The organism is Pseudomonas sp. B7, assembly GCF_016735645.1.
GTDB classification, from domain to species: Bacteria; Pseudomonadota; Gammaproteobacteria; order Pseudomonadales; family Pseudomonadaceae; genus Aquipseudomonas; species Aquipseudomonas glycinae.
Genome location: NZ_JAERRE010000002.1, coordinates 459649 through 481516 on the forward strand (window position 1 = coordinate 459649; position 21868 = coordinate 481516).

15 protein-coding genes are annotated in these 21868 nt (G+C 62.6%); 11 read left to right on the plus strand and 4 right to left on the minus strand.

Annotation, left to right across the window (positions count from 1 at the left end):
• The first annotated feature begins 1 nt into the window (after window position 1).
• Together ptsP and nagE are read left to right on the plus strand one after the other, a co-directional pair.
• A complete protein-coding gene (gene ptsP / locus JKA62_RS07035; protein ID WP_201817047.1) occupies window positions 2–2515 on the plus strand; it encodes a phosphoenolpyruvate--protein phosphotransferase in 2514 nt (837 codons plus the stop codon).
• Between the two features lie 23 nt (window positions 2516–2538).
• Window positions 2539–4257 (plus strand): N-acetylglucosamine-specific PTS transporter subunit IIBC, encoded by a 1719-nt coding sequence (gene nagE, locus JKA62_RS07040; protein ID WP_011332598.1) that lies wholly within the window; start codon window positions 2539–2541, stop codon window positions 4255–4257.
• A gap of 688 nt (window positions 4258–4945) precedes the next feature.
• Here nagE and JKA62_RS07045 read toward each other — a convergent pair.
• Both JKA62_RS07045 and purL read right to left on the minus strand, forming a co-directional pair.
• A complete protein-coding gene (locus JKA62_RS07045; RefSeq protein ID WP_201817050.1) occupies window positions 4946–5257 on the minus strand; it encodes a Nif3-like dinuclear metal center hexameric protein in 312 nt (103 codons plus the stop codon).
• Window positions 5258–5262: 5 nt separating this feature from the next.
• Window positions 5263–9159 (minus strand): phosphoribosylformylglycinamidine synthase, encoded by a 3897-nt coding sequence (purL, locus tag JKA62_RS07050; RefSeq protein ID WP_064382426.1) that lies wholly within the window; start codon window positions 9157–9159, stop codon window positions 5263–5265.
• Window positions 9160–9444: 285 nt separating this feature from the next.
• On the opposite strand from purL, the gene mltF reads away from it, so the two are divergent.
• A complete protein-coding gene (gene mltF, locus JKA62_RS07055; RefSeq protein WP_011332593.1) occupies window positions 9445–10905 on the plus strand; it encodes a membrane-bound lytic murein transglycosylase MltF in 1461 nt (486 codons plus the stop codon).
• A 53-nt stretch (window positions 10906–10958) separates the two neighbouring features.
• Here the strand turns inward: mltF and pdxJ are convergent, their stop codons facing one another.
• Both pdxJ and recO read right to left on the minus strand, forming a co-directional pair.
• Window positions 10959–11702 (minus strand): pyridoxine 5'-phosphate synthase, encoded by a 744-nt coding sequence (gene pdxJ, locus JKA62_RS07060; protein WP_201817053.1) that lies wholly within the window; start codon window positions 11700–11702, stop codon window positions 10959–10961.
• Window positions 11703–11741: 39 nt separating this feature from the next.
• Window positions 11742–12431: a DNA repair protein RecO gene (recO, locus tag JKA62_RS07065; RefSeq protein ID WP_011332591.1), complete on the minus strand. Its 690-nt coding sequence runs from the start codon at window positions 12429–12431 to the stop codon at window positions 11742–11744.
• A gap of 220 nt (window positions 12432–12651) precedes the next feature.
• On the opposite strand from recO, the gene hutH (JKA62_RS07070) reads away from it, so the two are divergent.
• The 8 genes from hutH (JKA62_RS07070) (at window position 12652) to dtd (ending at window position 21606) form a co-directional block, all read left to right on the plus strand.
• On the plus strand, window positions 12652–14175 hold the full coding sequence (gene hutH / locus JKA62_RS07070) for a histidine ammonia-lyase (protein WP_201817056.1): 1524 nt from the start codon (window positions 12652–12654) through the stop codon (window positions 14173–14175).
• A gap of 117 nt (window positions 14176–14292) precedes the next feature.
• Window positions 14293–15825 (plus strand): histidine ammonia-lyase, encoded by a 1533-nt coding sequence (hutH, locus tag JKA62_RS07075; RefSeq protein ID WP_201817058.1) that lies wholly within the window; start codon window positions 14293–14295, stop codon window positions 15823–15825.
• A 128-nt stretch (window positions 15826–15953) separates the two neighbouring features.
• Window positions 15954–17159: an imidazolonepropionase gene (hutI, locus tag JKA62_RS07080; RefSeq protein WP_201817060.1), complete on the plus strand. Its 1206-nt coding sequence runs from the start codon at window positions 15954–15956 to the stop codon at window positions 17157–17159.
• Window positions 17160–17169: 10 nt separating this feature from the next.
• Entirely contained in the window at window positions 17170–17970 is an 801-nt protein-coding gene (hutG, locus tag JKA62_RS07085) for an N-formylglutamate deformylase (RefSeq protein WP_039764730.1), read from the plus strand.
• Window positions 17971–18231: 261 nt separating this feature from the next.
• A complete protein-coding gene (locus JKA62_RS07090) occupies window positions 18232–19179 on the plus strand; it encodes a choline ABC transporter substrate-binding protein (RefSeq protein WP_201817062.1) in 948 nt (315 codons plus the stop codon).
• On the plus strand, window positions 19179–20096 hold the full coding sequence (locus tag JKA62_RS07095) for an alpha/beta hydrolase (RefSeq protein ID WP_085667685.1): 918 nt from the start codon (window positions 19179–19181) through the stop codon (window positions 20094–20096). Before JKA62_RS07090 ends, JKA62_RS07095 begins: the two co-directional genes overlap by 1 nt.
• A gap of 104 nt (window positions 20097–20200) precedes the next feature.
• Window positions 20201–21172, plus strand: coding sequence for a prolyl aminopeptidase (gene pip, locus JKA62_RS07100; protein WP_007952436.1), 972 nt, complete (start codon window positions 20201–20203; stop codon window positions 21170–21172).
• Complete coding sequence (gene dtd / locus JKA62_RS07105) at window positions 21169–21606, plus strand: D-aminoacyl-tRNA deacylase (protein ID WP_064592873.1); 438 nt, start codon at window positions 21169–21171, stop codon at window positions 21604–21606. The genes pip and dtd overlap by 4 nt, the downstream gene beginning before the upstream one ends.
• Window positions 21607–21868 lie beyond the last annotated feature (262 nt).

Genomic DNA, 21868 nt, shown 5'->3' on the forward strand with positions numbered 1-21868 from the left:
CATGCACAACAACAATAAAGAGCTGACTTTAAGCGCCCCGCTCAGCGGCCCGGTGCTCACGCTCGCCAAAGTCCCGGACGCGGTGTTCGCCAGCGGCGCGATGGGCGACGGCATTGCCATCGATCCGCTGAACGACACCCTGTATTCGCCCTGCGCCGGGGTGGTGATCCACGTCGCCCGCACCGGCCATGCACTGACCGTGCGCGCCGACAACGGCGCCGAGCTGTTGCTGCATCTCGGTCTTGACACGGTGGAGTTGCAGGGCGAAGGCTTCTCGATGCTGGTCAAGGAAGGCGCGCGGGTCAGCAATGGCCAGCCGCTGCTGCGCTATGACCTGGACAAGGTCGGCCGCCAGTGCAAAAGCCTGGTCAGCCTGCTGATCCTGACCAACAGCCAGGATTTCCAGGCGCGCCCCATCACCCTGAAAACGGTCAAGGTCGGCGAACCGCTGCTGCACATCGTCGCTCGTCACAGCGCAGCGGCGAATACAGAAGAACTCGGCGGCCCGGAAGTTCACGGTCACGTAAAGGTCGCCCATCGCGGCGGTCTGCATGCGCGCCCGGCGGCGTTGATCCGTCAGACGGCGCAAGGGTTCAAGAGCCAGTCGCAGCTGCATTTCGCCGGCAAATCGGCACCGTGCAACAGTCTCATCGGTTTGATGGGCCTGGCGATTGGCGAACAGGACGAAGTGCAGGTCCGTTGTCAGGGTTCCGACGCGCAAGAGGCACTGCAAGCCTTGCTCGCTGCACTGGCCACCGCCCTGCCAGAGGATCATCACGCCGCTGCACCGCTTGCCGCCACTCCACGCAATCGCCAGGCCGAGGCCGGCGTGTTGCACGGCGTGTGCGCCGCACCGGGTCTGGTCGGCGGGCCGCTGTTTCGCCTGAACGCGATCAGCCTGCCAGCCGACAGCGGCAATCATCAGCCCGAGCAACAACTACAGATTCTCGACACGGCGCTGAATCAGGTTCGCAGCGAAATCGACGGCACCCTCGCCCAGGCGAAAAAACAGCGCAATGCCGACGAAGAAGCCATCTTCGCTGCGCACCTGGCCTTGCTGGAAGACCCGGCCCTGCTCGACGCCGCCCGGCAATCGATTGAAACCGGCACGGCGGCGACTCACGCCTGGAGCCAGTCCATCGACGCGCAATGCCAAGTGCTGCAAAACACCGGCAGCCCGCTGCTGGCCGAGCGCGCCAACGATCTGCGCGACCTCAAGCAACGGGTGCTGCGCGCCCTGCTCGGCGAAGCCTGGCATTACGACGTACCGGCCGGCGCCATCGTCGCCGCTCACGAACTGACGCCTTCGGATTTGCTGCAACTGAGCGCGCAAGGCGTCGCCGGTTTGTGCATGGCCGAAGGTGGCGCGACTTCCCACGTGGCGATTCTGGCCCGAGGCAAAGGCCTGCCGTGCATGGTCGCACTGGGTTCTGCGCTGCTCGATCAGATGCAAGCCCAATCGGTGGTCCTCGACGCCGACGGCGGTCGCCTCGAACTGACGCCGAATGCCGAGCGTCTGGCCGAAGTCCGCCAGGCGCAGATCGACCGCCAACAACGGCGCGACGCCCAGCAAGCCCAGGCCCATCTGCCAGCCGAAACCCGCAACGGCGTGGCCATCGAAGTAGTCGCCAACGTCGCCTCCAGCCATGAAGCGGCGGATGCATTTGCCAACGGCGCCGACGGCGTCGGCCTGTTGCGCACCGAGTTCCTGTTCGTCGATCGCCACACTGCGCCGGACGTCGAAGAACAACGCGCCGCCTATCAAGCTGTGATCGATGCCATGGGCGACAAGTCGGTGATCATCCGCACCATCGACGTCGGCGGCGACAAACAACTCGACTATCTGCCGCTGCCCGTGGAAGCCAACCCGGTACTCGGCCTGCGCGGCATTCGCCTGGCCCAGGCCCGCCCGGAAATCCTCGACCAGCAACTGCGCGCACTGCTGCAAGTCAGCCCGTTGCAGCGCTGCCGGATCCTGCTGCCGATGGTCACCGAAGTCGACGAACTGCTGCACATCCGCCAGCGGGTCGATGCGCTGTGTCTGGAACTGGGCATCAATCAACGTCCGGAAATCGGCGTGATGATCGAAGTCCCGGCCGCTGCATTGCAGGCTGAACAACTGGCCGAGCACGCCGACTTCCTGTCCATCGGCACCAACGACCTGTCGCAATACACCCTGGCCATGGACCGCGATCACGCCGGCCTCGCCGCACGGGTCGATGCCTTGCACCCGGCGCTGCTGCGCCTGATCGCCATGACCTGCGAAGGCGCGGCGGTGCATAAACGCTGGGTCGGCGTGTGCGGCGCCCTCGCCTCGGACCCGCTGGCGACGCCGGTGTTGATCGGCCTGGGCGTGAGCGAACTGTCGGTGAGCCCGGTACAGATCGGCGAAATCAAGGACCGCGTGCGCCAGCTGCACGAAGCCGAATGCCAACGCCTCGCCCGGGACCTGCTCAAGCTGAGCAGCGCCGCCGCGGTGCGTCATGCCTGTCATCAACATTGGCCTCTGCGCTAACAAAAACAACAAGGACAAACGCCATGTACCAACTCTTCATCGAAGGCCTGCAACGCCTCGGCCGTGCGCTGATGCTGCCGATCGCGATCTTGCCGATCGCCGGCCTGCTGCTGCGCCTGGGCGACACCGACCTGCTGAACATCGCGATCATCCACGATGCCGGTCAGGTGATCTTCGCCAACCTGGCAATGATCTTCGCCATCGGCATCGCCGTCGGTTTCGCCCGGGACAACAACGGCACCGCCGGCCTCGCCGGAGTGATCGGCTACCTGGTGATGATTTCCACCCTCAAGGTGCTCGACGCCAGCATCAACATGGGCATGCTCGCCGGGATCGTCAGCGGCCTGATGGCCGGCGCGCTGTACAACCGCTTCAAGGACATCAAGCTGCCGGAGTACCTGGCATTCTTCGGCGGCCGGCGTTTCGTGCCCATCGTCACCGGGTTCAGCGCAGTCGGCCTGGGCGTGCTGTTCGGCTACATCTGGCCGCCAATCCAGCACGGCATCAACAGCTTCGGCACCCTGCTGATGGAAAGCGGCAGCTTCGGCGCGTTCGTGTTCGGCGTGTTCAACCGCCTGCTGATCGTCACCGGCCTGCACCACATCCTCAACAACATGGCGTGGTTCGTGTTCGGCAACTTCACCGACCCGACCACTGGCGCGCTGGTGACCGGTGACCTGTCCCGCTACTTCGCCGGCGATCCGAAGGGCGGGCAGTTCATGACCGGCATGTTCCCGGTCATGATCTTCGGCCTCCCCGCCGCCTGCCTGGCGATGTACCGCAACGCCCTGCCGGAGCGGCGCAAAGTCATGGGCGGGATCTTCCTGTCGATGGCCCTGACCGCATTCCTCACCGGCGTCACCGAACCGATCGAATTCGCCTTCATGTTCCTCGCACCGCTGCTGTTTTTGCTGCACGCGCTGCTGACCGGGTTGTCGATGGCAATCACCAACGCACTGAACATCCACTTGGGCTTCACCTTCTCCGGCGGCTTCATCGACATGGTGCTGGGCTGGGGACGCTCGACCAACGGCTGGCTGGTGGTGCCGGTAGGCCTTGCATATGCGGTCATCTACTACGCGGTGTTCGATTTCTGCATCCGCCGCTTCAACCTGAAAACCCCGGGACGTGAAGACGTCGCCACTGCCGAGAAATCCGTGCTGACAGAAAACGAGCGCGCCGCTGCGTACATCAAAGCCTTGGGAGGTGCCGAGAATCTGCTCACCGTCGGCGCCTGCACCACGCGTCTGCGACTGGAAATGGTCGATCGCAACAAAGCCTCCGATGCGGACTTGAAAGCACTGGGCGCAATGGCCGTGGTACGTCCGGGCAAGGGCGGCAGTCTGCAGGTAGTCGTCGGGCCGCTGGCCGACAGCATTGCCGACGAAATCCGCCTGGCGATGCCCGCATTGGGTCGAGCCGCAGCGACTACTGCTCCTGTCGCCGTCGTCGAAACCAGCGAGCCCGTTGCTATAGCCGCACCGCAGGCCCAGCAATGGCTGAACGCCCTGGGCGGCAGCGACAACGTGCTGCAACTCGACTGCATCGCCACGAGCCGGATACGCCTGCAACTGGCCGATGGCAAAGCGCTGTCGGAAAGCCGGTTGAAAGAACTTGGATGTTTGGGTGTGAGCGCGCTGGAGGATGGCGTGTGGCACTTGCTGGTAGGTGAGCGGGCGCAGAGTTTGAGTGTGGCGCTGGAAGGGTTGGTTAATCGGAGTGAGGTGAGTGCGAAGGTCTGATGGTCGCCATCCAGTTTTGACGTGAAGCGGTTACAACCAGGGAACCCGGCCTAGGCCGGGTTTCCTGTTCCATTTGAAGCAACCACCGCATGACCGGAGCTTGCGAGAGGCAAGCTCAAACCAAATGGGAAGATTCGGTAAATCCCACACATCTTTAAACATTCGAAAATGGAACGCGGAGCGTCCCAGGCTGCATTCCCACGCGGAGCGTGGGAACGATCAAGCAGTACACAGCTAACTTTTGCTTCCTGCTTCCTGCTTCCTGCTTCCCACCACTCAACATGATGAGCGTTAGCTCAAGTACCGCTTTTGACGTGCCGGCCCCATCGGCAGGCTGAGTGGAGGGATTTATCCGGGGGTGGGAGCGCAGCGACCGTGCGGCGCAGCCGCATGCATCGAGAGGAGGTGCAGCGAAGCAAACCGTAGGCGATGCCCCCGGATGAATCCCGGAACGAAGGAACACCGAGCCAAAGCGAGGTGCCGAACGCCGGGGCCCAGCGTTTTTGGTTACTTTTTTCTGGGCCGGCATTCCGGGCGTTTGAAAAAAGTGACTCGCCGTAAGGGCGAAACCATAAGAAGCCATTACCGCAGCAACGGATATTCACTCAATCCAAACCCAAGCCCCAAAAACCAAAAAACCCGCTGAAATCACTCTCAGCGGGTTTTCCATTTCAGCAGCCAAGGAAGATCAAAAATCCTCCAGCCGCCACACTTCATAAGCCGGCGTCTCGTAGGGATGGCTCAACTTAAGAGCCGCCACTACCGAGCGAATCAACTCATCGCCAACGACAAGCTCGACCTTCCACTCCTCGACCCGCTCAACCTGCCCAGCCTGACCAATGAACGGCTGACTCCCGTCCAGAGGCCGAAACTGACCAGAGCCAAGCACCTGCCAAGCACAGTGGTCATAGTCACCGATCCGCCCGCCACCAGCAGCGAATACAGCGTCCTTGACCACCTCGACATGGCTGTCGGGAACAAAAAACGCGAGCTTGTACACAGCGCTTAGTTCACCCACACACGCGCGTTACGGAACATACGCATCCAAGGTGCGTCTTCGTTCCAGTCTTCCGAACGCCACGAGTTCTGCACAGCGCGGAACACACGCTCCGGGTGCGGCATCATGATTGTCACGCGACCGTCGCGGCTGGTGAGGCCGGTGATCCCGCGCGGCGAACCGTTCGGGTTGGCCGGGTAGGCTTCGGTGACCTTGCCGTGGTTGTCGACGAAACGCATCGCCACGCAACCGGACAGATCGGCTTCGAGCAGTGCCTCTTCGCTTTCGAATTCGGCATGGCCTTCACCGTGAGCGATGGCGATCGGCATGCGCGAACCGGCCATGCCCTGCAGGAAGATCGAGTTCGATTCCTGAACCTGAACCATCGCCACGCGCGCTTCGAACTGCTCGGAGCGGTTGCGTACGAAGTGCGGCCAGAACTCGCTGCCCGGGATCAGCTCGTGCAGGTTGGACATCATCTGGCAACCGTTGCACACGCCGAGGGTGAAGCTGTCGTTACGCTCGAAGAAACCCTGGAACGCATCGCGGGCACGGCTGTTGAACAGTGCGGACTTGGCCCAGCCTTCACCGGCGCCGAGTACGTCGCCGTAGGAGAAACCACCGCATGCCACCAGACCTTTGAACTCGTTCAGGTCGACACGGCCGGCCAGAATGTCGCTCATGTGCACGTCGATCGCGTTGAAACCGGCGCGGTCGAACGCCGCCGCCATTTCCACCTGACCGTTGACGCCCTGCTCACGCAGCACGGCAACCTGTGGGCGAATGCCTTTCTTGATGTAAGGCGCGGCGATGTCCTGGTTGACGTCGTAGCTCAGCTTGACGCTCAGGCCCGGGTTGTCTTCTTCCAGCAGCGCATCGAACTCTTGCTCGGCGCAGTCGGCGTTGTCGCGCAGACGCTGGATCTGGTAGCTGGTCTCGGCCCACTGACGTTGCAGCAGACGACGCTGGCCTTCGAACACGGTGTCACCGTTGAAGGTGATGTTGATCTGACCGTTGTTGATCGGCTGGCCGATCACCGACACGCAGTCGCCCAGACCGGCAGCGCTGAATTGGGCGAGGATGTCCGGGGTCGCGTCCTGGCGAACCTGGATCACGGCACCCAGTTCTTCGTTGAACAGGATGGCGGCGATTTCAGCGGAGCTTTCGGCAACGCTGTCCAGGTTCAGGCTCAGACCGCAGTGACCGGCGAAGGCCATTTCCACCACGGAGGTCAGCAGACCACCGTCGGAACGGTCGTGGTACGCCAGCAGGTGACCGTCGGCGTTGAGGCCCTGGATCACCGCGAAGAACGCTTTCAGGTCTTCGGCGTCATCGACGTCCGGAGCCTGCTTGCCGAGCTTGCCGTGAACCTGCGCGAGGATCGAGGCGCCCATGCGGTTCTGGCCGCGACCGAGGTCGATCAGGATCAGGTCGGTGGTGCCCTTGTCCATGCGCAGTTCCGGGGTCAGGGTCTGACGGATGTCAGCCACTGGCGCGAAACCGGTCACGATCAGGGACATCGGCGAGGTGACGGTCTTGTCTTCGCCGTTGTCGTTCCAGCGGGTGGCCATGGACATCGAGTCCTTGCCGACCGGGATGGTGATGCCTAGCTCAGGGCACAGTTCCATGCCGACCGCTTTCACGGTGTCGTACAGACGCGCGTCTTCGCCGGGGTGGCCGGCAGCGGACATCCAGTTCGCCGACAGTTTGATGTCGGAGAGCTTGTTGATGCGCGAGGCGGCAATGTTGGTGATGGTTTCGCCGATGGCCATGCGGCCCGACGCCGGTGCGTCCAGCAGCGCCAGCGGAGTGCGCTCGCCCATCGCCATCGCTTCACCGGTGTAGACGTCGAAGCTGGTAGCGGTGACGGCAACGTCGGCCACCGGAACCTGCCATGGGCCGACCATCTGGTCACGGGCCACGAGGCCGGTGATGGTGCGGTCGCCGATGGTGATCAGGAAGCTTTTGCTCGCCACGGCCGGGTGGTGCAGAACGCGCTCGATGCTTTCGCCGATGTCGAGGTTCGACGGATCGAAGTCATCGCCCAGCTCGGCTTCGCGAACCACCGAACGGTGCATGCGCGGCGCCTTGCCCAGCAACACTTCCAGTGGCATGTCCACCGGGTTGTTGCCGAAGTGGCTGTCGGTCACGGTCAGTTGTGGTTCGGCAGTGGCTTCACCGACAACGGCGAACGGGCAACGCTCACGTTCGCAGATCGCCTTGAAGCGTTCGAAGTCGGCCGGGCCGACCGCCAGAACGTAACGCTCCTGGGATTCGTTGGACCAGATTTCGTGCGGGGCCATGCCCGGCTCGTCGTTTGGAATGTTGCGCAGTTCGAAACGGCCACCACGGTCGCCGTCGTTGACCAGTTCCGGGAAGGCGTTGGACAGACCGCCCGCACCCACGTCGTGGATGAAGCTGATCGGGTTCTTGTCACCCAGCTGCCAGCAACGGTCGATGACTTCCTGGCAGCGACGTTCCATTTCAGGGTTTTCACGCTGAACCGAAGCGAAGTCCAGATCCGCCGAGCTGGTGCCGGTGGCCATGGAGGAAGCAGCGCCGCCGCCCAGACCGATCAGCATCGCCGGGCCACCGAGGACGATCAGCTTGGAGCCGACAACGATCTCGCCTTTCTTGACGTGCTCTTCACGGATGTTGCCCATGCCGCCAGCGAGCATGATCGGCTTGTGGTAACCGCGAACTTCGTCACCGTGCGGAGTGGTGATCGATTGTTCGAAGGTACGGAAGTAGCCGGTCAGGGCCGGACGACCGAATTCGTTGTTGAACGCGGCGCCGCCCAGCGGGCCTTCGATCATGATGTCCAGCGCGTTGACGATGCGCTCAGGCTTGCCGTACGGCACTTCCCACGGCTGTTCGAAGCCAGGGATCTGCAGGTTCGACACGGTGAAACCGGTCAGGCCGGCTTTTGGCTTGGCGCCACGACCGGTTGCACCTTCGTCGCGGATCTCGCCACCGGAACCGGTGGACGCGCCCGGGAACGGAGCGATCGCGGTCGGGTGGTTGTGGGTTTCAACCTTCATCAGGATGTGCACAGGTTCCTGCACCGCACCGTACTGGCGGGTTTCCGGATCCGGGAAGAAGCGGCCGGCGACGTTGCCGACGATCACCGAAGCGTTGTCCTTGTAAGCGGACAGCACGCCTTCGCTGTGCATCTGATAGGTGTTCTTGATCATGCCGAACAGGCTTTTTTCCTGGCTCTCGCCGTCAATATCCCAACTGGCGTTGAAGATCTTGTGGCGGCAGTGCTCGGAGTTGGCCTGGGCGAACATCATCAGTTCGATGTCGTGGGGGTTGCGCTTGAGACCGTTGAAGGCGTTGACCAGGTAGTCGATCTCGTCTTCGGCCAGGGCCAGGCCCAGTTCGACGTTGGCCTTCTCCAGCGCGGCGCGACCACCGCCGAGGATGTCGATGGCGGTCAGCGGCTTCGGTTCGGCGTGGCTGAACAGACCGGCGGCCTGCTCGAGGTTGGCCAGAACGATCTGCGTCATGCGGTCATGCAGTACGTCTGCAATCTGTTGCGCTTCGGTTTCGCTGAACTGGCCGGCGACGTAGAACGCGATGCCGCGCTCCAGACGCTGGATCTTGCTCAGGCCACAGTTGCGGGCGATGTCGCTGGCCTTGCTCGACCATGGCGAGATGGTGCCGAAACGCGGCAACACCAGGAACAGACGACCGGTCGGCTCTTGAACCGGAACGCTTGGACCGTACTTCAGAAGGCGCGCAAGCACCTGCTGTTCGTCGCCGGTCAGGACGCCGGTGACTTCGGCGAAGTGAGCGAATTCAGCATACAGGCCACTGACAGCTGGAACCTTCTGGCTCAGTTGCTCAAGGAGTTTGCTGTGGCGAAAGGCAGAAAGGGCAGGAGCGCCGCGCAGGATCAACATCTTCGGGACAGCCTCGGGAAGGGGTGTGCTTTGAGGCCGTGCATTCTAGCCTAAACCGCCCTCAACATCACCCGAAACGCTACGCACGGTTGCACCCGGATGTCGAGTGGTGTTCCTGCCTTGAGGGTCAAATTTATGGGGTGCTGCAAGGCGGGTTATTTTTTCTGTCACAAAATACCTTTCGGGCCCGTTTCTGCGGGGTTTCGCGCGGTTTTGTGATGCCTAGCAGACAACCCCGCCACTGTCGAGATATGGCGCCCGTTGTCCTTTGCGTATACTGCGCACATGTTTTCCCCAACGGCTTTGCGTCCGCGATACGCCAAATGGCTGATCGCTACCGGACTCTTCCTGATGCTCAGTGGCTGTGTTGATAAACCCAACACACTCGAGCGCGTAAAGGAGGATGGCGTGCTGCGGGTGGTCACCCGAAACAGCCCCGCCACCTACTTTCAGGATCGCAGCGGTGAAACCGGCTTCGAATACGAGCTGGTGAAGCGCTTCGCCGACGATTTGGGGGTCGAGCTCAAGATTGAAACCGCCGACAACCTCGACGACCTGTTCAACCAGGTCGGCAAGCCGAACGGCCCGGTACTGGCGGCTGCCGGTCTGGTCAGCAGCGAACAGCGCAAGAAACAGGTGCGCTTCTCGCGCTCCTACCTAGAAGTCACCCCGCAGATCATCTATCGCAACGGCCAGTCACGCCCCACCGACGCCGGCGATCTGGTGGGCAAGAAGATCATGGTGCTCAAGGGCAGCACTCACGCCGAACAACTGGCGGAGCTGAAACAGAAATATCCTGGCATCCAGTATGAAGAGTCCGACGCGGTTGAAGTGGTCGACCTGCTGCGCATGGTCGATGAAGGTCAGATCGACCTGACCCTGGTCGATTCCAACGAAGTGGCGATGAACCAGGTGTACTTCACCAACATCCGCGTGGCCTTTGACCTCGGCGACGCGCGCAGCCAGAGCTGGGCCGTGGCCGCCGGCGAAGACAACAGCCTGCTCAACGAGATCAACAGTTATCTGGACAAGGTGCAGAAGAACGGCACCCTGCAACGCCTGAAAGACCGTTATTACGGCCATGTCGACGTCCTCGGCTACATGGGCGCCACCACCTTCGCCCAGCATTTGCAGCAGCGGTTGCCCAAGTACGAACAGCATTTCAAGGCCTACGCCAAGAAAGAGAAAGTCGACTGGCGCCTGCTGGCGGCGATCGGTTATCAGGAATCGCTGTGGCAACCGGCGGTCACGTCGAAGACCGGCGTGCGCGGGCTGATGATGCTGACCCAGAACACCGCCCAGGCCATGGGCGTGTCCAACCGCCTCGATCCGAAGCAAAGCATCATGGGCGGTGCCAAGTACCTGGCCTACATGAAGGATCAGCTCGACGAGTCGATCCAGGAGCCGGATCGCACATGGTTTGCCCTGGCGGCCTACAACGTCGGCAGCGGTCATCTGGATGACGCACGCAAACTGGCTGCCAAGGAAGGGTTGAACCCGGACAAGTGGCTGGATGTGAAAAAGATCCTGCCGCGCCTGTCGCAGAAGCAGTGGTACAGCAAGACCCGCTACGGCTACGCCCGGGGCGGCGAACCGGTGCATTTCGTGGCGAACATCCGTCGCTACTACGACATCCTCACCTGGGTGACCCAGCCGCAGCTTGAAGGCGATCAGGTGGCCGAGGGCAATCTGCATGTGCCGGGGATCGACAAGTCGAAACCCGCTCAAGAGCCCGCCCCGCTTTAACCCATCCCCAAAACAAATGTGGGAGCAAGTTTGCTCCCACAGGATGTTGATACTTAGTGTTTGGCAGCCGCCAGAATCAGCGTCTTCATCTCCGACACCGCCGACTTGAAACCTACGAACAATGCGTGCGCCACCAGTGCGTGACCGATGTTCAGCTCGTTGATGCCCTTGATCGCGGCAACCGCCTCGACGTTGTGATAGTGCAGGCCATGGCCGGCATTGACGATCAGGCCCTGGGCCAGACCGAAGGCCACGCCGTCCGCCACACGCTTGAGTTCTTCAGCCACTTCGGTCGGCGTTTCGGCATCGGCGTAACGCCCGGTGTGCAATTCGATGGCCGGCGCGCCGACGCGCTTCGACGCAGCAATCTGCCGCTCGTCGGCGTCGATGAACAGCGACACTTCGCTGCCGATCTTCGACAAACGCTCGACCGCCGCCCTGATCCGCTCTTCCTGCCCCGCCACATCCAGACCGCCTTCGGTGGTCAGCTCCTGACGGGTCTCCGGCACCAGACAGATGTGCGCCGGACGGATGCGCTCGGCGAACGCCATCATTTCTTCGGTGACGCCCATTTCGAAGTTCATGCGGGTTTGCAGCACATCCTTGAGCAGCAGCACGTCGCGTTCCTGAATGTGCCGGCGGTCTTCGCGCAGGTGCACGGTGATGCCGTCGGCACCCGCCTCTTCCGCGTCCAGCGCAGCCTTGACCGGATCCGGATAGCGCGTACCACGGGCCTGACGCAGGGTGGCGACGTGGTCGATGTTCACGCCAAGAAGAATGCGATTGCTGATGGTCACGGATGCGCTCCTGAAGGGAAAGATTCGGCGCACAGCATATCAGGGCTTGCGAAACAGCTCTCGACTGACGAGGGGACGACCGCCCAGATGCACCGCCAAGGCTTGACGCATCAGGCGCTTGGCGGCGGACAGTGCGCCCGGTGCCGACCAGTCGGCTTCGGCCATGGCCAGCAGTTCGGTGCCGTTGAACAGACCGGGTTGCAGCAGGTAGACACGCTCGAGTCCGGCATCCACCTGCAAACGGTAGAGACCATCAACAGCAACGGGCTCGTCGTTGATGTCGGTGTTCAGGGAAAAACCGTAACCGAGGTCATCAAGCAGCCGCCACTCGAAGGAACGCAGCAACGGTTCCAGCGGCCGGCCTTCGGCCAATGCCAGCAAGGTCGCGGCGTAATGATCGAACACCGCCGGGTGCGGGTCTTCGGCAGGCAACAGGCGAATCAACAGTTCATTGAGATACAGGCCACTGAACAGCGCCTCGCCGACCATCCAGGTCGCGTTGCCGACGCTTTCCATGCGCCCGACATTCTTCAACTCACCCTTGCCGCGAAACTCCACTTCCAGCGGCACGAATGGCCGCGCCAACGTCCCGGCCTTGCCCCGCGCACTGCGCAACACCGCCCGCAGCCGACCTTGCGGCGTGAGGAAGTCCACCAATGCGCTGGTTTCGCGGTAGGCGCGGGAGTGGAGGACGTAGGCGGGTTGGGCGGGAGGCGGGCTTTGCGACATTGAGTTCTCGATGACGAAACGCAGTTTTACACACAAACCCAAAACTACTGTGGGAGCGAGCCTGCTCGCGATGAGGGTGTATCAGACAACAAGGATGTCGACTGAAATACCGCTATCGCGAGCAGGCTCGCTCCCACAGGTGGAATGCGGTCTCCTGTGGGAGCGAGCCTGCTCGCGATAGCGTCGGCAAAGCTGCATCAATGTTCGGATGAGGTTTTAGATGTCCCAGGCTGAAAAAATCGTTATCGCCGACGCTCCGATGCGTTGGCAGGATGTGGTCGCAGTCGCCCGTCACGGCGCGCAGCTCGAGCTGTCGGCGCAGACCTGGGCGCGCATTGAAAACGCGCAGGGCATCGTCCAACGCATCGTCGCCAGCGGCGAACGCGCCTATGGCGTGAACACCGGGCTCGGTGCGCTGTGCAACGTCTCGCTGAAAGACGAGCAGCTCAGTCAGCTGTCGCGCAACACCTTGCTCAGCCATGCCTGCGGCGTCGGTCCGGTCCTGGCCGACGAGCAGACCCGGGCAATCATGTGCGCCGCGATCCGCAACTACAGCCACGGCAAATCCGGCATTCATCGCCGGGTGGTTGAAGCGCTGCTGGCGCTGCTCAATCGCGGCATCACCCCGCAAGTGCCGTCCCAGGGTTCGGTGGGTTACCTGACCCACATGGCGCACATCGGCATCGCGCTGCTGGGCGTGGGTAATGTCAGCTATCGCGGGCAAGTGGTTTGCGCGCAGCAGGCGCTGGCCGAAGAGGGCCTGCAACCGGTGCAGCTCGGGGCGAAGGACGGTCTGTGTCTGGTCAACGGCACGCCGTGCATGACCGGACTCGGTTGCCTGGCGATCGCCGACGCCACGCGTCTGGTGCAATGGGCGGACGTGATCGGTGCCATGAGCTTCGAGGCCCAGCGTGGCCAGATCGCCGCCTTCGATGCCGAAATCATCGCGCTCAAACCGCATCCGGGCATGCAGCAAGTCGGCGTCAATCTGCGCGCCTTGCTCGATGGCAGTGAAGTGATTGCGTCGAGCAAGGGCATTCGCACTCAGGATGCCTTGAGCATCCGCTCGATCCCGCAGGTGCACGGTGCTGCCCGCGATCAACTGGAACACGCGATCAAACAGATCGAAACCGAGCTCAACGGCTGCACCGACAACCCGTTGCTGCTGGGCACGCCGGATGACTTCCGTGTCATGTCCCAGGCCAACCCGCACGGACAATCGGTGGCGCTGGCGGCGGATCTGCTGGCGATTGCGATGGCCGAAATCGGCTCGATTGCCGAGCGGCGTCTGGATCGCCTGATCAACCCGCACGTCAGCGGTCTGCCGGCGTTTCTGGTGGCCAATCCGGGGGTGAACTCCGGGATGATGATCGTGCAATACGTCGCCGCGTCGCTGTGCGCGGAAAACCGCCAGTTGGCGCAACCAGCGGTGCTCGACAACTACGTCACCTCGGGCCTGCAGGAAGACCATCTGAGCATGGGCACCAACGCCGCGCTGAAGCTGCATCGCGCGCTGGAAAACTGCACGCAGATCCTCGCCATCGAGTACCTGCTGGCGGCCCAGGCGTTTGAATTTCTCAAGGAACAGCGATTCGGCGCCGGCACCGATACCGCCTGGCGACTGCTGCGCGAAAAAGTCCCGGCCTACGATCAGGACCGCTGGCTGGCGCCGGACATCGCCGCTGCTGCAAGCGTTCTGAAAGACCCGGATCTGCTGCACAACGCATTACCGAATCTGCACTGACAACTACCCATACCAGCGTGCCAAGGCGCGGATCGTCCAAAAGACGAGAGGCGACGGATAACGGAATGCTCCGGAGCGACTGGTAGTTAATAACAATGCCTCAAAAGGAGCATTTAAATGACTGCGCTGAACCTGATCCCCGGCCAACTGAGCCTGGCCCAACTGCGTGACGTTTATCAGAACCCGGTCAAGCTGACCCTCGACAACAGCGCCAGCGCGCAGATCGAAGCCAGCGTGGCCTGCGTCGAGCAGATCCTCGCGGAAAACCGCACCGCCTACGGCATCAACACCGGTTTCGGCCTGCTGGCCTCGACCCGCATCGCCAGCGAAGACCTGGAAAACCTCCAGCGCTCGCTGGTGCTGTCCCACGCCGCCGGCGTCGGCCAGCCGATCAGCGATGAGCTGGTGCGCCTGATCATGGTGCTCAAGGTCAACAGCCTCAGCCGTGGTTTCTCCGGCATCCGTCGGGTGGTGATCGATGCGCTGATCGCCCTGATCAACGCCGAGGTCTATCCGCACATTCCGTTGAAAGGCTCGGTCGGTGCCTCCGGTGACCTGGCGCCATTGGCGCACATGTCGCTGGTGCTGCTGGGCGAGGGCAAGGCGCGCCACAAGGGCGAGTGGATGGATGCGACCGAAGCGCTGAAAGTCGCCGGTCTGACGCCGCTGACGCTGGCGGCGAAAGAAGGTCTGGCGCTGCTCAACGGTACTCAGGTTTCCACTGCATTCGCGTTGCGTGGTCTGTTCGAAGGTGAAGACCTGTTCGCCGGCGCGCTGGCGCTGGGCGGTCTGACGGTGGAAGCGGTGCTGGGCTCGCGTTCGCCGTTCGATGCGCGCATCCACGCCGCCCGTGGCCAGAAAGGCCAGATCGACGCCGCTGCCGCTTACCGCGATCTGCTGGGCGAGCGCAGCGAAGTCTCCGACTCGCACCAGAACTGCGAGAAGGTTCAGGACCCGTATTCGCTGCGTTGCCAGCCGCAAGTCATGGGTGCGTGTCTGACTCAGTTCCGCCAGGCCGCCGAAGTGCTGGCCATCGAAGCCAACGCCGTATCCGACAACCCGCTGGTGTTCGCGGCCGAAGGCGACGTGATTTCCGGCGGCAACTTCCACGCCGAACCAGTGGCCATGGCCGCTGACAACATGGCGCTGGCCATTGCCGAAATCGGTTCCCTGAGCGAGCGCCGTATCTCGCTGATGATGGACAAGCACATGTCGCAGCTGCCGCCGTTCCTCGTCGCCAACGGAGGCGTGAACTCCGGCTTCATGATCGCCCAGGTGACCGCTGCGGCCCTGGCCAGCGAAAACAAGGCGTTGTCCCATCCGCACTCGGTGGACAGCCTGCCGACTTCTGCCAACCAGGAAGACCACGTGTCGATGGCCCCGGCCGCCGGCAAGCGCCTGTGGGAAATGGCCGAGAACACTCGCGGGATTCTCGCGGTGGAATGGCTGGCGGCGGTGCAGGGCCTGGACCTGCGCAACGGCCTGAAGACCTCGGCCAAACTGGAACAGGCCCGTGGGATTCTGCGTCGCGAAGTGCCGTTCTACGAGAAGGACCGCTTCTTCGCACCGGACATCAATGCGGCGACCGAACTGCTGGCTTCGCGGGTGCTGACGGAGCTGGTTCCGGCGAAACTGCTGCCGAGCCTTTAACCACTACTGATCGTTCCCACGCTCTGCGTGGGAATGCCTCAAGGGACGCTCCGCGTCCAGTGACGCGGAGCGTCACGGGCTGCATTCCCACGCAGAGCGTGGGAACGATCGCAAGACGAGGACTTGGGATGAAAACCCTCTGGCAACACTGCCACGTCGCAACCATGGCGCAAGGCGTCTACTCGATCATCGAGGATGCGGCCATCGTGACGTCCGGTGCACTCATCGAGTGGATCGGCCCGTGCAGCCAATTGCCGTCAGGCGAATACCCGGCGGTCAATGACCTGCAAGGCGCTTGGGTCACTCCCGGCCTGATCGACTGCCACACCCACACCGTGTTCGGCGGCAACCGCAGCGGCGAATTCGAGAAGCGCCTGCAAGGCGTCAGCTATGCCGAAATCGCAGCGGCCGGCGGCGGCATCGCCAGCACCGTGCGCGCCACGCGCGAAGCCTCGGAAGACGAGCTGTTCGCCAGCGCCGCCAAGCGCCTGAAAAGCCTGATGCGCGACGGCGTGACCACGGTCGAAATGAAATCCGGCTACGGCCTCGATCTGGCCAGCGAGCGCAAGATTTTGCGGGTCATCCGTCGCCTCGCCGCCGAGCTGCCGATCAGCGTGCGCAGCACCTGTCTGGCTGCCCACGCCTTGCCGCCGGAATACAAGGATCGCGCCGACGCTTACATCGATCACATCTGCGCCGAGATGCTCCCTGCGCTGGCCGCCGAAGGGCTGGTCGATGCGGTGGATGCGTTCTGCGAATACCTGGCGTTCTCCCCGGAGCAGGTCGAGCGGGTGTTCATCGCCGCGCAAAAACTCGGTCTGCCGGTGAAGCTGCACGCCGAGCAATTGTCGTCGCTGCACGGTTCCAGCCTCGCTGCGCGCTACCACGCATTGTCCGCCGATCACTTGGAGTTCATGGACGAAGCCGACGCCATCGCCATGGCCGAATCCGATACCGTCGCGGTGCTGTTGCCGGGGGCGTTCTACTTCCTGCGCGAAACCCGGTTGCCGCCGATGGACGCCCTGCGCAAACACAAGGTGAAAATCGCCATCGCCAGCGACCTCAACCCCGGCACCTCGCCGGCGCTGTCGTTGCGCCTGATGCTGAACATGGCCTGCACCTGTTTCCGCATGACTCCGGAAGAGGCATTGGCCGGCGCCACGATTCACGCGGCGCAAGCCTTGGGCATGGCCGAGACCCACGGTTCGCTGGAAGTCGGCAAGGTCGCGGATTTTGTCGCCTGGCAGATCGATCGGCCGGCGGATCTGGCGTATTGGCTGGGTGGTGAACTGGACAAACGCGTCGTGCGTCACGGCGTTGAATCAAGTCTGTAGGAGAGCGGTTGTGGATAAGGTTCTGAACTTCAAACAAGGTCGCGTGCCGCTGCTGATCAGCATGCCCCACGCCGGTGTGCGCCTGACCCCGGCGGTCGAGGCCGGGTTGATCCCGGACGCGAAAAGCCTGCCGGACACCGACTGGCACATTCCGCAGCTCTACGATTTCGCCGCCGAACTGGGCGCCAGCACTCTGGCGGCCGAGTACTCGCGGTTCGTCATCGACCTGAACCGGCCGTCCGACGACAAACCGCTGTACGCCGGCGCCACCACCGGGCTGTACCCGGCGACGCTGTTCGATGGCATTCCGTTGTTCAAGGCAGGCCAGGAGCCGTCGAAAGAAGAGCGTGCGACCTATCTGGAGCAGATCTGGACGCCGTATCACCGCACCTTGCAGGAGGAGCTGGCGCGGTTGAAGGCCGAGTTCGGTTACGCGTTGCTGTTCGATGCGCATTCGATCCGCTCGATCATCCCGCACCTGTTCGACGGCAAGCTGCCGGACTTCAACCTCGGCACTTTCAACGGCGCCAGTTGCGATCCGCAGTTGGCCACGCAACTGGAAGCGATCTGCGCCCGCCACGACGCTTACAGCCATGTGCTGAACGGGCGCTTCAAGGGCGGCCACATCACCCGTCACTACGGCAACCCGGCGGAAAACATCCACGCTGTGCAACTGGAGCTGGGCCAGTGCACCTACATGGAAGAGTTCGAACCGTTCCGCTACCGCGCCGATCTGGCGGAGCCGACACGGGTGGTGCTGAAGGAATTGCTGCAAGGGCTGCTCGCCTGGGGCAAAAACCACTACAACTGAGTCAGCTGTGATCGTTCCCACGTCGAGGCGTCGAACCGTCCGCGTGGGAATGCCTCAAGGGACGCTCCGCGTCCAGTGACGCGGAGCGTCACGGGCTGCATTCCCACGCGGAGCGTGGGAACGATCGGGAGAAGTCGCCACCGTGCAAATCCCGGTCGCCACAGTTCGCTTTTCCCGCTCGTCTGCTGCGTAATGTTTCGGCCACGGTGCAAGAAGACACCGATCCGAACAATAACCCGCTGCCGCACGAGACGATCCCACATGAAAAGACTGTTCACTCGTTGTGCGTTAATCCTGACCGGCAGTGCGCTGCTCAGCGCCGGCGCCATGGCTTCCGATGATGCTTCCTGCAAAACCGTGCGCATGGGCGTCGTCAACTGGACCGACGTGATCGCCACCAGCGGCATGGCCGACGTGCTGCTCAACGGCCTCGGCTACGAAAGCAAACAGACCAGCGCCGTGCAGCAAATCATCTTCGCCGGCATCCGCGACAAGCGTCTGGATATCTTCCTCGGCTACTGGAAACCGGCGATGGACAAGAATATTGCGCCGTTCCTCGCCGCCAATCAGGTCAAGGTCATGGACAAGCCCAGCCTGGCCGATGCCCAGGCGACGCTGGCGGTTCCGGACTACGTGGCGGCGGCAGGGCTGAAAACCTTTGGCGACATCGCAAAATTCAAGGATCAGCTCGGCGCCAAGATCTACGGCATCGAGCCCGGCAGCGGCGCCAACACCACGATCAAGACGATGATCGAAACCAACCATTTCGGCCTGAAGGATTTCAAGATCGTCGAATCCGGTGAGGCCGGCATGCTCGCCGCCGTGCAGCGGGCGGTAAACCGCAAGGAGTTCGTGGTGTTCGTCGGCTGGACCCCGCATCCGATGAACATCAACATGAAGATCACCTACCTGACCGGCAGCGAAGACGTCTACGGCCCCAACGAAGGCGCCGCCACCGTTTCCACCGTCACCGCGCCGGACTACGCCGAGCGCTGCCCGAACGTTCATCGACTGCTGGAAAACCTGACCTTCACCGCCGCCCAGGAAAGCCAGTTGATGGTGCCGATCATGGAGCGCAAGACGCCGCAGGAAGTGGCGAAGACCTGGCTGCGTGAACATCCCGAAGACCTGCAACGCTGGCTGGCGGGTGTCAGCAGTTTCGATGGCAAGGACGGCGTGGCCACGGTTCAGGCCAGCCTGAAAAACTGATGGGCACTTATCCACTTTCGCCGTCGATGGCAGCCTTCGTTTCCAGAACCGAAGGCTTTGCCAGCGAGGACAGCAGCCTCGGCGGATTGCGCAAATCCTATGACGCCATGTGCCGCGCCTTCACGCCCGAACGGCCGGCGGGTCTGGAGGTGGTAGATTTCCAGTTGAGCGGGGTGGCGGTGCGTTCGTATCGCCCGCCTGTCCGGCCATCGGCCAGTGGCTGGCCGTGCGTGTTGTACCTGCACGGCGGCGGTTGGGTGGTCGGCGGGCTGGATTCCCATGACTTCATCTGCTGCGAGCTGGCCATGGCGCTCGGGGCAATGGTGGTGGCGGTGGATTACCGGCTGGCGCCGGAACATCCGTTCCCCGCCGGTTTCGAGGATTGCCTGAGCGTCTGGCGCGCGTTGCGCAGCGGGCCGTTCTGGTTCGATCCCGGACGGATGCTGGTAGCGGGCGACAGTGCCGGGGGCAATCTGGCGGCGGCGCTGTGCCTGGCGCTGCGCGATGCCGGCGAGCCGCTGCCGGGTGCGCAGGTCTTGATCTATCCGGGGCTGGGAGGCGACGAGCAGTTACCGTCGCGCAGCGAATGTGCCGATGCGCCGTTGCTCGCCAGCAGCGATCTCGACTGTTATCACGCCTTGTACCTGCGCGGCACCGCCAAGCCGAACGCCTATGCGATGCCGTTGCTGGCCGGGGACTTCAGCGGTTTGCCCCCGGCCTGGATTGCCGTGGCGCAGTTCGATCCGTTGCGTGACGACGGCGTGTGCTACGCCGAACGGCTGAACGCGGCGGGCGTCGACGCGGCGCTGTATTACGGCGAAGGGCTGGTTCACGGCTGCCTGCGGGCGCGAAATCAGGTCGCCGAGGTCGATCGTCTCTTTGAGAACCTGCTGGGGTTCATGGCTGACAAAATGTGACAGCGCACGGGCATGCTCATTGACGTAAATCGGGTTTATGATGCCGGACGGCAGAATAATAGAAGTCCCCCCAGGGATGACCTCGACCCCTTACGGAGCGCGCAATGCAGACTTTGTTTCCGCAGATCAAACCTCACGCACGGCACGATCTGGCCGTCGATGACACCCATACGCTGTACGTCGACGAAAGCGGTTCACCGGAAGGTTTGCCGGTGGTGTTCATCCACGGAGGTCCCGGCGCCGGGTGCGACGCCCAGAGTCGCCGCTACTTCGATCCGAACCTGTATCGCATTGTCACCTTCGATCAGCGCGGTTGCGGTCGCTCCACGCCCCACGCCAGTCTGGAAAACAACACCACCTGGGATCTGGTCGAAGACCTCGAGCGCATCCGCAAACACCTGGGCATCGACAAATGGGTGCTGTTCGGCGGCTCCTGGGGTTCGACCCTGGCGCTGGCCTACGCGCAGACCCATCCGGAGCGCGTACATGGCCTGATCCTGCGCGGGATCTTTCTCTGCCGTCCGCAGGAAATCGAATGGTTCTACCAGGCCGGCGCCAGCCGTCTGTTCCCCGATTACTGGCAGGACTACCTCGCGCCGATTCCGCTGGACGAGCGCGACGACCTGCTCAGCGCTTTCCACAAGCGCCTGACCGGCAACGACCAGATCGCCCAGATGCACGCGGCAAAGGCCTGGTCGACCTGGGAAGGGCGCACCGCGACCCTGCGTCCGAACCCGCTGGTGGTCGACCGTTTCTCCGAGCCGCAGCGTGCCTTGTCGATTGCGCGGATCGAATGCCACTACTTCACCAACAACGCGTTCCTTGAGCCGAACCAGCTGATTCGCGACATGGGCAAGATCGCCCATCTGCCGGGCGTGATCATCCACGGCCGCTACGACGTGATCTGCCCGCTCGACAACGCCTGGGAACTGCATCAGGCCTGGCCGAACAGCGAGCTGCAGGTGATCCGCGATGCCGGCCACGCTGCCTCGGAACCGGGCATCACCGATGCACTGGTGCGCGCCGCCAGCAAAATGGCCCGTCGTCTGCTCGACCTGCCGCCCGAAGAAGCATGAAGGGTCTTTTACAGCGCGTGAAAGGCGCGCGAGTCGAAGTGGCGGGTGAGGTGGTTGGCAGTGTCGATCAGGGTTTGCTGGTGCTGGTGGCGGTAGAGCCCGACGACACGCCGGCCAGCGCCGACAAACTTCTGCATAAGCTGCTTAACTATCGAGTGTTCAGTGACGCCGAGGGCAAGATGAATCTGTCCCTGGCGGATGTGGGCGGCGGGTTGCTGCTGGTCTCTCAGTTCACCCTCGCTGCCGACACCAAAAGCGGGTTGCGCCCGAGTTTCTCGACCGCCGCCCCTCCGGCGCTGGGCGAAGAATTATTCGACTATCTATTAAGCAAAGCGAAACAGATGCATGGCACAGTGGCATCAGGTAGATTCGGCGCGGATATGCAGGTGCACCTGGTCAACGATGGCCCGGTAACCTTCCTGTTACAGACATGAAAGTGCTTGAAACAACTTTTTAAGGGCTTTTCGACTGAAAACAGGGAATTTTCGCGATAAATACTTTGTTACCCCTGATGCGTTGTCACGCGGGCTACTAGATAATCGCGCGCTACGGGGATCAGCGTTCGTTGGTCCATTTTGACTTAGGTAGAGACTTGTCCGGATCCGATTGGGGAATCATTTTGACCCAGCGGAGTCGGAACAATGCTCGCCAACTTGGCAAGGGTGTCCTGAAAGGTCGGTTTTTTTGTACCGAATC

Coding starts and splice junctions, on each gene's coding strand:
- ptsP (WP_201817047.1), top strand. CDS start 2: ATGCACAACAACAATAAAGAGCTGACTTTAAGCGCCCCGCTCAGCGGC.
- nagE (WP_011332598.1), top strand. CDS start 2,539: ATGTACCAACTCTTCATCGAAGGCCTGCAACGCCTCGGCCGTGCGCTG.
- purL (WP_064382426.1), bottom strand. CDS start 9,159: ATGTTGATCCTGCGCGGCGCTCCTGCCCTTTCTGCCTTTCGCCACAGC.
- mltF (WP_011332593.1), top strand. CDS start 9,445: ATGTTTTCCCCAACGGCTTTGCGTCCGCGATACGCCAAATGGCTGATC.
- recO (WP_011332591.1), bottom strand. CDS start 12,431: ATGTCGCAAAGCCCGCCTCCCGCCCAACCCGCCTACGTCCTCCACTCC.
- hutH (WP_201817056.1), top strand. CDS start 12,652: ATGTCCCAGGCTGAAAAAATCGTTATCGCCGACGCTCCGATGCGTTGG.
- hutH (WP_201817058.1), top strand. CDS start 14,293: ATGACTGCGCTGAACCTGATCCCCGGCCAACTGAGCCTGGCCCAACTG.
- hutI (WP_201817060.1), top strand. CDS start 15,954: ATGAAAACCCTCTGGCAACACTGCCACGTCGCAACCATGGCGCAAGGC.
- JKA62_RS07090 (WP_201817062.1), top strand. CDS start 18,232: ATGAAAAGACTGTTCACTCGTTGTGCGTTAATCCTGACCGGCAGTGCG.
- JKA62_RS07095 (WP_085667685.1), top strand. CDS start 19,179: ATGGGCACTTATCCACTTTCGCCGTCGATGGCAGCCTTCGTTTCCAGA.
- pip (WP_007952436.1), top strand. CDS start 20,201: ATGCAGACTTTGTTTCCGCAGATCAAACCTCACGCACGGCACGATCTG.
- dtd (WP_064592873.1), top strand. CDS start 21,169: ATGAAGGGTCTTTTACAGCGCGTGAAAGGCGCGCGAGTCGAAGTGGCG.